Annotated in this window: 12 protein-coding genes; 7 read left to right on the forward strand and 5 right to left on the reverse strand. The window is 58.3% G+C overall.

The genetic code is table 11. From position 1 onward, the window contains the following. Nucleotides 1-6: 6 nt before the first annotated feature. Complete coding sequence (locus G518_RS0101605; protein WP_028601024.1) at nucleotides 7-747, forward strand: GntR family transcriptional regulator; 741 nt, start codon at nucleotides 7-9, stop codon at nucleotides 745-747. A 25-nt stretch (nucleotides 748-772) separates the two neighbouring features. Here the strand turns inward: G518_RS0101605 and ilvB are convergent, their stop codons facing one another. Further along, nucleotides 773-2,599 carry a biosynthetic-type acetolactate synthase large subunit gene (gene ilvB, locus G518_RS33455; protein WP_051235824.1) on the reverse strand — a complete coding sequence of 609 codons (1,827 nt, stop codon included), beginning with the start codon at nucleotides 2,597-2,599 and terminating at the stop codon, nucleotides 773-775. An 80-nt stretch (nucleotides 2,600-2,679) separates the two neighbouring features. Here ilvB and G518_RS0101615 point away from each other — a divergent pair, with 80 nt between their 5' ends. Continuing rightward, nucleotides 2,680-3,156 carry an Lrp/AsnC family transcriptional regulator gene (locus G518_RS0101615; protein WP_211231655.1) on the forward strand — a complete coding sequence of 159 codons (477 nt, stop codon included), beginning with the start codon at nucleotides 2,680-2,682 and terminating at the stop codon, nucleotides 3,154-3,156. 38 nt (nucleotides 3,157-3,194) lie between these two features. Here the strand turns inward: G518_RS0101615 and G518_RS0101620 are convergent, their stop codons facing one another. After that, entirely contained in the window at nucleotides 3,195-4,163 is a 969-nt protein-coding gene (locus G518_RS0101620) for a DMT family transporter (RefSeq protein ID WP_051235825.1), read from the reverse strand. Between the two features lie 72 nt (nucleotides 4,164-4,235). Here G518_RS0101620 and G518_RS0101625 point away from each other — a divergent pair, with 72 nt between their 5' ends. Then, a complete protein-coding gene (locus G518_RS0101625) occupies nucleotides 4,236-4,724 on the forward strand; it encodes an Lrp/AsnC family transcriptional regulator (RefSeq protein ID WP_028601027.1) in 489 nt (162 codons plus the stop codon). A gap of 75 nt (nucleotides 4,725-4,799) precedes the next feature. On the opposite strand, the gene G518_RS0101630 is transcribed toward G518_RS0101625, so the two are convergent. From G518_RS0101630 to G518_RS0101640, 3 genes are read right to left on the reverse strand one after another with little or no spacing between them, the layout of a single operon-like run. Then, complete coding sequence (locus G518_RS0101630) at nucleotides 4,800-5,312, reverse strand: dihydrofolate reductase (RefSeq protein ID WP_036593173.1); 513 nt, start codon at nucleotides 5,310-5,312, stop codon at nucleotides 4,800-4,802. Between the two features lie 26 nt (nucleotides 5,313-5,338). Continuing rightward, nucleotides 5,339-7,150: an O-linked N-acetylglucosamine transferase, SPINDLY family protein gene (locus G518_RS33460; RefSeq protein ID WP_051235827.1), complete on the reverse strand. Its 1,812-nt coding sequence runs from the start codon at nucleotides 7,148-7,150 to the stop codon at nucleotides 5,339-5,341. 13 nt (nucleotides 7,151-7,163) lie between these two features. Next, on the reverse strand, nucleotides 7,164-7,988 hold the full coding sequence (locus G518_RS0101640; protein WP_028601029.1) for a thymidylate synthase: 825 nt from the start codon (nucleotides 7,986-7,988) through the stop codon (nucleotides 7,164-7,166). Between the two features lie 121 nt (nucleotides 7,989-8,109). On the opposite strand from G518_RS0101640, the gene imuA reads away from it, so the two are divergent. The 4 genes from imuA to G518_RS0101660 all read left to right on the forward strand — a co-directional run bounded on the left by imuA (nucleotide 8,110) and on the right by G518_RS0101660 (nucleotide 14,607). Continuing rightward, nucleotides 8,110-8,973 (forward strand): translesion DNA synthesis-associated protein ImuA, encoded by an 864-nt coding sequence (gene imuA, locus G518_RS33465; RefSeq protein ID WP_036593176.1) that lies wholly within the window; start codon nucleotides 8,110-8,112, stop codon nucleotides 8,971-8,973. Continuing rightward, nucleotides 8,942-10,411, forward strand: coding sequence for a Y-family DNA polymerase (locus G518_RS0101650; protein WP_028601030.1), 1,470 nt, complete (start codon nucleotides 8,942-8,944; stop codon nucleotides 10,409-10,411). The genes imuA and G518_RS0101650 overlap by 32 nt, the downstream gene beginning before the upstream one ends. A gap of 231 nt (nucleotides 10,412-10,642) precedes the next feature. After that, complete coding sequence (locus G518_RS0101655; RefSeq protein ID WP_051235829.1) at nucleotides 10,643-14,017, forward strand: error-prone DNA polymerase; 3,375 nt, start codon at nucleotides 10,643-10,645, stop codon at nucleotides 14,015-14,017. Nucleotides 14,018-14,022: 5 nt separating this feature from the next. Further along, nucleotides 14,023-14,607 (forward strand): 2'-5' RNA ligase family protein, encoded by a 585-nt coding sequence (locus tag G518_RS0101660; RefSeq protein ID WP_156909234.1) that lies wholly within the window; start codon nucleotides 14,023-14,025, stop codon nucleotides 14,605-14,607. The last annotated feature ends 111 nt before the right edge of the window (nucleotides 14,608-14,718 follow it).

Genomic DNA, 14,718 nt, shown 5'->3' on the forward strand with positions numbered 1-14,718 from the left:
TGGCGCATGACTAAACGCAGTGCCGGCTCGCAATACATGCGGCTGGCCGAGCATCTTTTGCAGCAGATTCAGGAAGGCACTTATCGCCAGGGCGATCTGTTGCCCTCAGAAGCCCAACTATGTGAGCAGTTCAATATCAGCCGCATTACGGCGCGCGCGGCACTCAAAGAGCTGGAGATAGGTGGCGCTGTTTCCCGCCGAGCGGGGATTGGCACCAGAGTGCTCTCGCAAACGGTGAAGCGGCCTGTGTTCGCTCATGCGGGAGGCAGCATTGATGAGGTGCTCTATTTCACGCAGGGCGTGTCGTTCAAGCTCATTGAGCAGTCCGTTTTTACGGTAACGCCTGAGCAAGCGCTGGATTTGAGAATTCCAGAAGGTCAACGCTTTTCCCGGCTTCATGCCTTGCGGAAGGCGGCCAATGGCAGCAAACTTTTAACCAGTGTGCACTACGTTCCCGCGTTGCTGACGCCGTCGATAAGCCAACTGGCAAGATTGCGCAGCTCGCTGGCGCAGTTCATTGCAGAGACTCATGGGGACGAAATCCAGACGATCCGCCAAGAGATTGGCGCGTGCCTGCTGGACGCCACGCAAGCCGAGATGCTCAAGCAACCGGCTGGCTCCGCTGCGGTGAGCTCCAGGCGGTGGTACATGGGGCGTGAGGGCAAGCTGATTCTGCTCTCGCTCAGCGTGTTTCCTGCGGAGCATTACAGGTTCGAGTCGGAGCTCATCCGTAACGTTGGCCAATGAACCGGGCGCTCGGCAGGCGCTAGTGTCAGACGGTAGCTGGAAGCGGGGCTGAGCTTGCTTCATGGCTGTTTCCTTCGTCCTCATACCAGCGGTTTTTGCCCAGCATCACACGGTGATGGCCAGCGCCGGCGGGGATCATTGGAAAGCAGTTTTCCTGGGCAGCGACCTTCACATCCAAAAAGAAGGGGCCGTCGTAGGCAAGGCACTCCGCCAGCGCATCACCCAGTTCTGCAGGATCGCTCACGCTGCGAGCCCCCCAACCGAAGGCCTTGGCCAATGCCACGAAGTCAGGCAATGCGGCGTTCCAGCTGTGCGACAAGCGATTGCCATGGATCAACTCCTGCCATTGCCGCACCATGCCCATGTAGCCGTTGTTGGAGAGCACCAGCTTGACGGGCGTGCCATGTTGAATGGCGGTAGATAGCTCCTGAATATTCATCAGCACAGAGGCATCGCCGCTGACGCAAACGACCAGCGAATTCGGGTGCGCTACCTGCGCGCCGATGGCTGCGGGCAAACCGTAGCCCATGGTGCCTGCGCCACCGGATGTCAGCCAGCGGTGTGGTTGCTCAAACCGCAGGTACTGCGCGGCCCACATTTGATGCTGACCTACGTCCGTGGAAACAATGGCATTCCGCCCCGTGATCCTGGCATTCAGCGTGCTCATCAATTGTTGAGGCAGGATGACAGTGGGCTCAGCTACGAAGTCAAGGCAGCGCTGGGCGCGCCAGCGGGCCACGCTTTCCCACCAGGGAGAGAGCCGGGCAGGGTCCAAACCACGCAACTGGGGCAAGGCTAGAAAGGCGTTGAGCACCTCACCGCAGTCTCCGACGATGGGCACTTCAACCTTGACGGTTCTATTGATGCAGCTGGGGTCGATGTCGATATGGATCTTCTTTGCGTGCGGGCAGAATTCGTCAAGCTTCCCGGTGATACGGTCGTCGAACCGAGCCCCCACGTTGATCACGACATCAGCCTCGTGCATGGCAAGGTTGGCCTCCAGCGTGCCGTGCATGCCCAGCATGCCGAGAAACTGCTGATCGGAGGCGGGGAAAGCACCCAGCCCCATGAGGGTGAGCGTGCAAGGCCCTCCAACTTGGCGCACTAGCCGCGTGAAGGCTTCGCAAGCGGCAGGGCCGGCATTGATAAGGCCACCGCCGCCGTAGAACACAGGACGCTGCGCACTGGCGATCATTTCGGCAGCCCTCTGGAGGCTGGCGATGGGAAGGCGTGGAGGCTGCGGGGCAGGCTGCGGTTGCACTGCGGCGGAAGGCTTTACAGGGGCCAGTTGCACATCTTTGGGTATATCCAGCAGCACCGGGCCTGGCCGGCCTCCTGAGGCGATGGTTAACGCGCGGCGCACGGCGCCGGCTACATCGTCAGCCTTGCGCGGTTGAAAATTCCATTTGGTCACAGGGCGTGACATGCCCAGTGCATCGCTCTCCTGAAACGCTTGCGTGCCGATCACAGAGGTTGCCACTTGCCCGCTGATGCACAGCACGGGCACGGAATCGCTCATGGCATCCAGCAAGCCGGTGATGGTGTTGCCAACGCCTGGGCCGGAAGTGACCAGCACCACACCAGTTTTGCCTGTGGTTCGTGCATAGCCTTCAGCGGCGTGCACTGCGGCTTGCTCGTGGCGAACCAAGATGTGGCGCAGCCTGGGCTCAGCATGCAAGGCGTCATACAAAGGGAGTGCGGCGCCACCGGGATAGCCGAAAAGGGTGTCCACGCCGCATTCAATGAGTGTGTCCAGCAAGGTTTGCGCGCCATTGCGCGGAGCTGACGGCTCGGGGTGCAAAACCGTATTGGCTACGGCGGGCTGGGAATCCAAGAGGGATGATGAGTGCATAACCTCAATTTTTACGGTTATGAGGCAGAATTGGCTTCGAGATTTTCAATATCTAAGGCTTTTATTCTGAAAAAATTTCTATGAATAATGCAAATGAAGAAAAATCATTCGACAAGAAGGATTTGAGTATTCTGCGTATCCTGCTGCAGGATGCGCGCCGAACGCTCCAGGAGATTGGTCAAGAGGTGGGGCTGTCCACCACCAGTTGCTGGAGCCGGATCAAGCGGCTTGAATCCGAAGGCGTGATCAAGCGCTACACCGTAGAGGTGGACCCAGCCAGCCTGGGTTACAGAGACACCGTCATCGTGCAACTCAATCTGGAGAGCCACACGGAAGACACGCTCTACGCCTTCGGCCAGGTGCTGGCCACCATTCCAGAGGTGTTGGAAGCCTACTTGGTATCTGGTGATTACGATTACTACATCCGCATCGCGGTGCGCGACACCCGAGACTATGAGCGCTTGCTGCGCGAAAAGCTCTACAAGATACCTGGTATCCGGCACAGCAAGTCCAGCTTTGTGCTGCGCGTTCTGAAGGAAGAAAGTGTGCCGGTCTAGGGTCTGCAGGTTGGGCGTTCCAAGATCATGAACAAGTTCTATGCAGCAGGTTCGATCGCCACAGGTTTGCGGTGGGCGGCAAGACAGGTGAGAACGCTCAGTACCACGCAGATCAATGCTGCGATTTCCAACCAGGTTGGCAGGCGTTGTTCCCAGATGAATCCATATAACAGGGCAAAAAGCGTCTCGAACAAGATCATCTGGCCCACAAGCGTCAGCGGCAGCAGGCGGCTCGCACGGTTCCACAATCCATTGCCGACGATGGAGGCGAAAACCGCCACCCCCACCGACACAGCGCCGAACAGAAGCCACGCGTTGACTTGGTGATCCGCATTGTTCAGTGCCAGCGCAAATGGGATCAAGAGCAGGCTTTGAGCGCCCGTGACCACACCGGTCAATAAGCTCCAATCATGGGAAGAAACGCGGTCTAGCTTAGCAAGGCAACGCGCGTTCCCTATTGCGTATGCAGACCATGATGCCAAGGCTCCTATGGCGCACAACAAACCGATTAATTGCTGGATGGGCGAGCCAGTGCTGGGCCCTGCAATGGCTTGCCAGCCAATACAGATCGCGCCCAGCGTGCAAAGCAACAGTGACGGGGCGAGTTTGCTCAAGGGGACCGCCCCATGTTCTCGGCTACCGGTAACTGTCACCACCACTGGCAGAAAGCCGATCACAAGCGAAGTCATGGCAATTCCCCCAATCTGCACGGCGTTGGCCAGAAGGATGTAGTACAGCGTATTGCCCGCAAATGAGAGCCACATCAGGTTCCACCATTGGTGGCGCGGGACGTGGGCAACCAGTGGGCGCCAGCGCGGGGCGAGCAGTGCAGCTGCAATCAATCCGTAACTTAGATACCGCCCGATCGTGATCTGCAGCGGGCTGAATTCCCGCACCAGTTCTGGAGCAAGAAAAACCAGGCCCCAGAACGCACCCGCTCCCATCCCGCAGGCAAGGCCGGCCCAGATTTTGCTGCTGTGGCTTTGAGACATGGGAAGCGTATTCATGTGAGTAATTTAATCGTTTAGGTGATATAAATTGACTCTGAATTCTTGTTGTGGAGAGAAAATTTCTCGGTTATGCCCAAGAAAACTGTTAATTCTCCCTTTGTCCTGGATCGTTATGACAGGGCTATTCTGGACATCATCCAACGCGACAACAAGACGCCTCAGCGGGTGATTGCTGAATCGGTGAGTCTTTCCACAGCCGCGGTGCAGCGGCGCATTGCAGCCATGGAAAAGTCAGGTGTGATCGCCGCCAATGTGGCGGTGGTGGATCCTGATGCTGTAGCGGCCACCATCACTGCGATTGTGGAAGTGCAACTGAGGGATGAACGCGCATCCACTTCTGATCTGGCAAGGGAGCTGTTTCGCAATACGCCGGAGGTGCAGCAGTGCTTTTATGTCACCGGTGGAGTCAGTTTCATTCTGATCATCATCGCGCCGAACATGCCTACCTACGAAGGCTTGACCCGGCGCCTGTTCGCCGAAAACGAGCTGGTGGTGTATTTCAGGACACTGGTCGCGCTGGACAGGGTAAAAACTGATACGGCCATCGTCATCCCTTGATAGGGCGATAGGGCTGTTCAGCTGGGACAGCTGAGCTCCTGTGCGGCATTAGGGGTATCCGTCAGAGTGAAGGTGTTAAGTCCCCAGAGCGTTGGTCGCTGATTTTCTATAGGTGACGAAACTCAAACCCAGTCCGTTGGCTGCCGTCACTTCATTGCGTGCCACAGCTTGCCAGGAGCTATCAAGCACAGGCGCATGGGCATCACCTTCAAAATCAGCATCAATCTCGGTGGCGACCACCTCATTTGCCAGCTCAATGGCTTGGGCATAAATCTGGGCCCCACCAATGACCCAGACCTCCGAAGCATCCTCACATTTTTGCAAAGCTTCTTGCAGGCTGGCGACGCGTGTGGCCCCTGAGTTGTTCCAATCTGCTTGCCGTGTGATCACGATATTGGTTCGGCCAGGCAAGGGGCGAAAACGCGGAGGAAGCGAATCCCAGGTTTTGCGCCCCATGATGACCGGATGATTCAATGTGACGCGTTTGAAGTGCGCCAGATCTTCCGGCAGATGCCAAGGCATCACCCCATCTTTACCGATGACACCATTGCGAGCGCGAGCGTAGATCAGGCCAATTTTCGATGTCATTGCAGTCTCGGGTCTTAAAGACGTTCTTACTTGGAAGAGTTGGGATTTTGGGTGACGGCACCCGGGGCTGAAGTGCCTTGCCACATGCCTTCAATGGCTTGCTCGAAATCGCGGGCAAACCGGGCGGCATTGAAAAGGGGGCTGCCTTGTACCTGTTCGCGCAGGCCTGAGCGTAACTGGGCCAGTTCAAGCGGGTTTTCGGCAGCTGATTGCGCCCAGTGTATGGCTTGAGCTACGTAATCGGCTTCTGATCCAGCAGCCCAGTCAGTCAGTCCTGCCGCAGCCATGATGCTTTGTCCTTGTCGCCCAAGCATGCCGGGGAGCGCCAGTGTGAGCGTGGGTACGCCCATCCAGAGTGCTTCAACCGTGGTGGTTCCACCGGGGTAGGGGAAGGTGTCCAGAATCAGATCGACCTCTTGATAGGCAGCCAGATAGTCTGCTCGGCTTTGGCCTGCGGCCAAGTGCACGCGTTCCAAAGGTATACCGCAGGTCGTCAGGCGGCTCTCGAATTCGCTGCGTGGCAGGGGAAGATCGAATTGAGTGCTCTGAATGCGTAGCTGTGCTTTGGGAGCGCGCTTGAGAATCTCTGCCCAGACACGCAACACGCGGTTGTTGATCTTCTGCAGGGTTTGAAAGCTTCCGAAGGTGATGTGGCCTCGTTCAGTGGCCGGTGCCTTGGATGTCTCTGGCGCGTTTTCTGGTGGCGTGAAGCAATACCGGATGCTGGGCATTCGCCACACCTTCTCTGCGAACAAGTTTTCTTCTTGAGGGGGAACGCTGACCGGGTCCGCCAGGACGTAATCAATGGCTGGCTGCCCGGTGGTGGAAAAATAACCCAGCCAGGAAATTTGCAGCGGAGCCGGGTGCAGAGAAAAAAGGCTCTGACGGTGGCCGGCCGTATAGCCAGATAGATCAATTAGCACGTCGATCTGGTCTTGTTCGATCAAAGCAGCAGCGTCTTGATCATTGAGCGATTCGATCACGCGCCACTGCGCAAAATGAGGTCTCAATTTTTCGGAAACTTCATCTTCGAAGATGTTGTTGCTGTAGGCGAATAGCGAGAGGCGAGAACGGTCGAGCTGGGCAAGTGTGGCTTCAAGAAAAAAGCCTACCGGATGCTCACGCAGATCAGCTGAAACAAAGCCAACTCTCAGCAATGGCTTGAGCGCGCCCCTGCTCGCTGAGCGAGCGCGCGCCAAGCCCGAGGATGGCGATAGGCGCCTGGCCCAGGCGCTATTGACCAGTGGGCTGAAATCCTCAAGATAGTGGTGCGTAAAGAGAAGGCTGCTCAATGCATCTGCATGATGCGGATTGAGCGACAAGGCGCGTTGATAGCTCGCGAAAGCGCCTTGATAATCCTGGCGCCGCTGCAACAGCTTGCCGATCGCGAAGTGTGTTTGGGCGTCTTTTGGATCGAGCGCCAAACTACGCTGGTAGCTTTGAAGGGCATCCTGCGTGTGGCCCAGGGCTTCCAGTGCAACCCCCAGGTTCAGGTGCAGCCCAGCATGGCGAGGCTGGAGTTGAATGGCGCGTTCTAGCAAAGCACGAGCCTCTTTTGATCGCTCGGCCTGCAATAGCAAAAATCCCAGGTTGGCGAGGGCATCGACATCCGAAGGGTTGATCTGCAAGATGCCGTTAAAAATATTTTCTGCTTTTTCCGCCTGGCGCGTTTGCACAGCCAGAATGGCCTGCAGCATTTGCACATCGCGCAAGTGTGGTGCTAGGCGAGCCGCTTCATCCAGCAAAGCCTGAGCAGAATCGAACGAGCGTTGTTGAAGGTGTACAGAGGCCTCTTGAAGCAGGGCTTGAAGCGGCTTGCCGGAAGCGGGTGAACTCATTCAAAAATAGCAATCACACGGCCACTGGTGCTTTGATGGCCGCATGGTGTTGATATCCCTGCACCTCGAAATCTTCGTACTCGTAATCGAAGATCGAAGCTGGCTTACGGCGGATGGCGAGGGTGGGGTAGGGGAAGGGCTGGCGTGAGAGCTGTTCCTTCACCTGCTCTTCATGGTTGGAATAGATGTGGCAATCGCCACCGGTCCAGATGAAATCGCCCACGGCCAGATCGCACTGCTGGGCCACCATGTGGGTCAGCAAGGCGTAGCTGGCAATATTGAACGGCACGCCAAGAAAAATATCCGCACTGCGCTGGTAGAGCTGGCAGCTGAGTTTCCCATTGGCCACATAGAACTGAAAGAAGGCGTGGCAGGGCATCAGCGCCATCTGATCGAGCTCTGCCACGTTCCAACTGCTGACGATGATGCGGCGCGAATCCGGGTTCTTCTTCAGCGTTTCCATCACCTGGGCGATCTGATCAATATGCCCGCCCCCGGGGGTGGGCCATGAACGCCATTGCACGCCATACACGGGGCCTAGATCACCCGTTTCCGGATTGGCCCACTCATCCCAGATGGTCACGCCGCGCTCTTGCAGCCAGCGTGCATTGCCATCACCGCGCAGAAACCAAAGCAGCTCATTGATGATGCTTTTCAGGTGAACCTTCTTGGTGGTGACCAGCGGGAAGCCTTCACTCAAATCAAAGCGCATCTGGTGGCCGAAGACACTTTTGGTACCCGTGCCGGTGCGATCAGCCTTGAACACGCCATGTTCATTCACATGGCGCATGAAGTCTTCGTACTGATGGCGGATGGGGCGGTTGGTCGGCGTTGTCATGGTCGAGATTGTGGCGCATTTCTGATTTTCACTCAGTCTAAACACCTTCCCGCTGTTACCTGGTTGACCTTGGCAGATGTTGAAAAATACTGTATAAAAACGCAGTATTGAAGTTTACATCATGGGCGCTTTTTCACTTTCTCACACTGATATGCCCGGCGTATGGCACGCCGATGAATTAGCCGGCGGAGCCGTGCGCACGGTCGTCACTGGTCATTCGCTATTGGATGCGGAGTTGCCTGGCGGTGGCTGGCCCTTGGGCGCCATGACCGAGCTGCTCCAGCCATCGGTGGATGCTCCGGTCTGGCAGCTCCTGCTCCCCGCGCTGGCCGCGCATTGGCAAGCCCGGGGCGAAGCCGTGGCGTTGGTTCACCCGCCTCATGAGCCTTTCATGCCCGCATTGATGGCGGCGGGCTTGGCTGCTCAGGCTGTTCTATGGATCCGTGGCGAGACGGCAGCTGCTTCCTTGTGGGCTGCCGAGCAGGCGCTGCGCTGTGCAGACGTGGGGGCCGTCATGGCCTGGCTGCCAGGGGCCCGCGCTGTGGATCTGCGGCGGTTGCAAGGTGCTGCGGCCAGGCGAGCGGATAGCCTGCTGTTTGTGCTTCGGCCAGCAAGTGCGGCGGCATCCGCTTCGCCAGCTCGGGTGCGCTTGGTGGTTCGGGGCGCCTCCTCGGGGCGAAATGCCGAACCGCGTTTGCAAATCAATATTCTCAAACGCCGTGGTCCTCCACTGGTGGAGCCCCTGTTTCTGAACGCGCAAGGCGATGGTGTACGGGCGTTGCTGTTGGCCGTCCAGCAGTCCCGGCAGCGCCCGCACGACGCAAGTCAAAGCGGAGGTGCCGCCGTACTGCCCTTTTTGGCGATTCCGTCTCAGCCTCTCCATCCGCACACCCATTTCTACTCCCATCCCCAGTTGGTTATTCCAACTCCCGCAGACTCATCAGGAGGTTTCCATGCATTGGATCGCTTTGCAGTGGCCGCTTGAAGAGGCTGCAGGTGGCGATGCGGCGCTTCCCATGCGTGAGGCATTGGGTTGGTGGGCGCTGGAATTCACTCCGCGCGTGGTTTGGCTAGACGAAGCCTTGCTTTTGGAGGTTTCGGCAAGTGTGCGGCTTTGGGGAGGGCGGCAAGCCATGCTGGACCGCATGCTGGAGTCCAATCCCGCGCAGGGCAAGATGCAGTTGGCACAGGCCATCAGTGGCATCAGCGCGCTGGCACGTTTACGCCTGCGTGTTGCAGGCCTGCCGCTGCCAAGTGGAGGAATTGGCGCGCTGCCTCTCGCCACACTGACGGCTGCACGTCCACACCTGGATTTGCTGGCGCGCCTGGGTTGCCGCACTTGGGGCGATGTGGCGGCGCTGCCACGCGGGCCTTTGGTGCGGCGCTTTGGGGTTGAGTTGCGCGCTGCACTCGATGTGGCTTGGGGCGCAACGCCTGAGAGCTACCGCTGGCTTGAGCTGCCTGATGTTTTTGATCAGTCTCTGGAATTGGCTGCTCGCGTGGAAAACGCCCAAGCGCTGATGTGGTCTGCCAACCGCCTGCTTACCGCTTTGCAGATCTGGCTGCGTGCGCGCCAGCTTGGCGTGCTAGCCTTCGAGCTGATTTGGGATCTGGATCTGAAGCGCCTGGATGGCCGGCCATTGCCTCCGCATCAGTCGCTCATAGTTCGCACCGCTGAGCCAGCGCAATCCATGGAGCATTTGAGGCGTTTGCTGGCCGAGCGCCTGGCACAAGTGCAGTTGTTGGCGCCTGCGGTGCATTTGCGCTTGCGTTCGCTGGAAACCGCGCCGTGGCTGGCGGGAAGCACCAGTTTTCTGCCTGAAGACCAGCGCAACGGAGACCCACTGCATGCCTTCCTTGAGCGTGTCAGTGCGCGCCTGGGCTCGGCGCAGGTGCTGTCGCCCACCATGCGTGCCGATCATCGGCCGGAGTGCGCGCAGGAATGGAGTGAGGCCGTGGGGTTGGCGGCTGGTTCGGCCAGCTTGCGTGCGCGGCAAGGTCGTGGTGCAGGCGGGCGAATATCTGCCGCTACAGGTAGAGGCGTGGGTGTGAAAAGCGCAGATATGAAAGAACTCAAGCGGCCAAAATTGCCATCAGGTTTTTCTGCCACCAATGAGAAAGATCGCTCAGCCTATCTGCCTGACGCCTTGGCGCCCACTTGGTTGCTGCGTGAACCCCTGCCGCTGGAATTGCGAGACGATCAACCCTGCTACCGAGGTTTATTGCGTCTGCTCACTGGTCCGCGCCGCATTGAAGCCGGATGGTGGGGGGCGGCCATGCCAGGCCAGGGAGTGCCCGCCGCACGTGATTACTACATTGCCCAGAACCCAGCAGCTGAATTGCTGTGGGTGTACCGGGAGCGCCCTAGCTCGCGCCATGAGGGACGTGAGGCGCGCTGGTTTCTCCAAGGCTTGTATTCATGAAGTCCCCCCTGAGGCGCTTACGCGCCTTCCCCCCTGGGGGGACGCCACTGGCGGCCGGGCGGAGCCCGCTCCGCGGTGGCACTTGTATGGCTTGCTCCGCAGCCGTTAGAGCTTCGCTCATGTTGGGGGTTCTGCTCCCTCTCCCGCTTGCGGGAGCGGGCAGGGGTGAGGGCGCCCGGCTGAGGGCGGACAGCGTCTGCAATGTAGAGGGCGATCGTCAGACTAACTGACATGAATACGGCCACCATCCTCCGGCTGCCAGATCGTCGCAGCAGCACGTCGCCGCAGGGCTCGGCGTCTGCATCGTTGCCCGAAGCGGTGCTGCCAGGCTACGCGGAGCTTCACTGCTTGACTAATTTCAGCTTTCAGCGGGGGGCTTCCAGCGCCGAAAGTCTTGTGCGGCGCGCTTGGGCGCTCGGGTATGAGGCGCTGGCGATTACGGATGAATGCTCTGTCGCTGGCGTGGTGCGGGCTTGGAAAGAGCTGGGTCTGTGCGAATCGGGCAGCGATGCTTATGACGAAGAATTGGGGCAGATCCGCTCCGCACGTCTGGCGCTTGGTATGCAGCAACCCATGCGCCTGGTTTGCGGCAGCGAGTTTCGTTTTGAAGGGCAGGGGACCTTGGTGGCGTTGGCGCGCAACCTGAATGGCTGGGGAAATTTGTGCGAAGTCATCACAAATGCCCGCCGCGCTGCGACCAAGGGGCAGTACTGTATGGATTCGCTCTTGAAAACGTTGGCTGCGCTGGGCGATTGCGAACTTCTATGGTCACCTTGGCGTTCCGCTGCGGACGTTTCTCATGGGCAGGCTTCTTCGTTTCTGTCAGAAGGTGAGGAAAGGGCGCTTTCTGATTTTGGTGTCTCGCTACTGGTCGAATTGAATGGTGCCGCTGATGATGCCCTGTGGATGTCTTTTATGCGGGAACTCAGCCAAGCCACGGGTTGCCCCTTGCTCGCTGCGGGCGATGTGCATATGCATGTGCGCTCCGCCAAGCGGCTGCACGATGTGATGACCGCTATCCGCCTAGGAAAGTCCGTGCAGGAGTGTGGTTTTGAGTTGCAGGCCAACGCCGAGCGCCACTTGCGTCCGCGCGGGCAACTGGCCGATGTGTACTCCTCGGAGTTTCTGACCCGTACGCTGGCAGTGGCTGAGCGCTGTACTTTCTTGCTGACGGAGGTTTGCTACAACTACCCGAGGGAAACCGTTCTTGAGGGACTGACCCCGATGGAAACTCTGGAGCGCTATACAAGGGAAGGGGCGGTTTGGCGGTTTCCAGAAGGTCCAAAGTCAAGAATCCAGGGTTTCATCGATGCTGAGTTGAAGCTCATTGCTGAATGCAACTATGAGATGTTCTTTCTCACTGTGTACGACATCGTGAGAAAAGCGCGCAGCATGGGAATTTTGTGCCAAGGACGTGGCTCGGCTGCCAACTCGGTAGTGTGCTACTGCCTTGGGATTACAGAGGCTGATCCCCGGGTATCGAACCCGCTGCTGGCGCGCTTCATCAGCAGGCAACGCCGCCATGAACCCCCTGATATTGATGTCGATTTTGAGCATGAGCGGCGTGAAGAGGTTATTCAATACATCTATGGGAAGTACGGACGTGACCGGGCAGCGCTGGCCGCTACAGTCATCTGTTACCGCAGACGCAGTGCGTTGCGCGATGTGGGTAAGGCACTGGGTATCGATATACGCCTGATCGATGTTTTTGCAAAAGACCACCACTGGTTCGATACCGACCTGGCGGCTCACCGGTTGAGTGCGCTGGCTCAAGATGTGGGCACGACCTTGACGGAAGAATTAGCTGCCTTGTGGCTGGAATTGACCAATCAATTGCGTGGTGCGCCTAGGCACTTGAGCCAGCACGTAGGGGGATTCGTCTTGACCGAAACCCCATTGCACCGGCTGGTGCCATTGGAGCCTGCGGCCATGGAAAAACGCCAGATCATCCAGTGGGATAAGGATGATCTGGACGCCTTGAGCATGATGAAAGTGGATGTGCTGGCTCTGGGTATGCTGACGGCAGTGCGGCGCTGCCTGGATATGGTTTCAGCCCAACGAGGAAAGCCTTTCACCTGCGCCGATATTCAGCATGAATGCCCGGAAACCTACCGCATGATCCAGAAGGCTGACACCGTGGGCACCTTCCAGATTGAGAGCCGGGCGCAGATGTCCATGTTGCCGCGCTTGCGGCCGGATACGTTTTACGATTTGGTAGTGCAGGTAGCCATTGTCCGGCCGGGGCCAATCAGCGGAGGCATGGTTCATCCCTACCTGAAGGCACGCGAGCGGCGGCGGCAGGGTCTGCCGATTGAGTACGAACGTTCTTCTAAAGATCCGCCTCCTAACCACAAAAATCACCTTGACCCAGCTAGTCAACCGCAGTTGAGCAAAGCACTTGAGCGCACGCTGGGGATTCCTATTTTCCAGGAACAGGTGATGGAACTGGCCATGATCGCAGCTGGTTACAGCGCCGAGGGGGCTGACAAGCTGCGCCGGGATATGGCCGCATGGAAGAGGAAAGGTGGCTTGGGTCCGCACCGTGAAAAGCTGATTTCCGGCATGCTTAAAAACGGGTACAAGCAGGAGTATGCAGAGCGAATTTTCAAGCAGATCGAAGGGTTTGGTGAATATGGTTTCCCTGAAAGCCATGCCTACAGCTTTGCACTGATCGCTTATCAGAGCAGTTGGCTCAAATGCCACGAACCCGAGGCATTCCTGGCTGCCATGCTCAACTCCCAGCCCATGGGATTTTATGGACCTTCGCAGTTGATTCAAGATGCGCAAAGGCACGATGTCGTGGTGCTGCCGTCGGATGTCACGGTAAGCGATTGGGATTGCACGCTCGAATGTGTCGCTCCTGGCTCCGCCTCTCGCTCGGCTGTTCGCCTGGGACTGCGGTTGGTCAAGGGGTTTGGCGAGGCGGCAGGTGCCAAGGTGGTTGAGTCAAGAAGGTTGGCGCCATTTGCGAGCGTGAACGATCTATGTCTTCGTGCCGATCTGGAGTCCAAGGATATCAATTCTCTGGCTTCAGCCGATGCTTTGCGCTCCCTCAGCGGCCACCGCCGCCAGCAGGTGTGGCAGGCGTCCGCCGAGAGGCGGGCACCGGGCTTGCTGCGTGAAGCACCAGTGGAAGAGGCCGCGTTGTCCTTGCCGGCTGCACTCGAAGGTGAAGAGATCGTGCACGATTACGCCACCCTGGGTCTTTCGTTGCGTAATCATCCATTGGCCTTGTTGCGGGAGCGGCTAGCTCGGCGCGGTGTGCTCAGTGCCGCTGAATTGAATGAACTGCCACATGGGCGACGTGTCACGGCCTGCGGGCTGGTCATTGGCCGCCAGCAGCCCGGCACCGCCAAGGGCACCATTTTCGTCACCCTTGAGGATGAAACTGGCCCAGTGAACGTCATCGTCTGGAAAAGCGCGCGGGTCGATGAGGAGCAGCGCAATGCTTTGCTGCGCTCACATCTGTTGGCAGTGGAGGGCGAATGGCAGAAAGATGAAAGCAGCGGTGGTCTGGTTCGACACTTGATTGCCCAGCGTATGCACGATCTGACCCCTTTATTGGGGCGTCTCGCCGAATCAACGAGCAGCCGGGATTTTCATTGATGACCATGCTAGCCACTACCCTTGTGCAGGGCGATCTGTTCGGAGACAACCCCCTACCTGAGCCGGCGCCACCCCGGCGGCTATTGACCATGTTGTTTCCAGATGCCCAAGCTTGTGCTGCCATAGATGCCGAACGCCAGCGATGGCTGGGCCACCCACGCGAGCTGTACCCCATACCCGAGCGTATGCACATCACGTTTCAGAGCTTCAACCAGGTTGATTGGCCGCACGAGCGGGATTGGCTCATCGCGCTGAAAGAGCTGCGGTTCGAACCGTTTGAAATCGCGCTCGCCCACGCTGAGCTATGGGACGCAAGTGGCCAAAGAATTGCTGTACTCCTGCCAGAGCCCTCGGCCGAATTGGCTGAATTGCACCTGGCGACAGCTCGGCTTGCGCGCCGTGCCGGTTTGCCTGCCGAAACGAGAGCCTGGGTGCCGCACCTGACGACGCTGCGCGGTGCGAAAAAAACCAAATTGCAGCCTTTGACACAGGCCATTCGATGGCGTGTTTCGCATATCGACTGGATATGGTCAGAATTAAAACCCAAGCCGCTGCGCTATCACCGACTAGGCCAGTTTGGGGCGCATTGAGCTTCCCCAGGAGACTGCCAGACTTGGAAATTGCCGGCTGTAACTGGGCCACTCCGGTCCATTTTTGCCATCGGATCTCCAAGTCAGGCAGCCTCCTAGACTGATCATGAG

The organism is Ottowia thiooxydans DSM 14619, from assembly GCF_000422885.1.
In the GTDB taxonomy this organism is placed as follows: Bacteria; Pseudomonadota; Gammaproteobacteria; order Burkholderiales; family Burkholderiaceae_C; genus Ottowia; species Ottowia thiooxydans.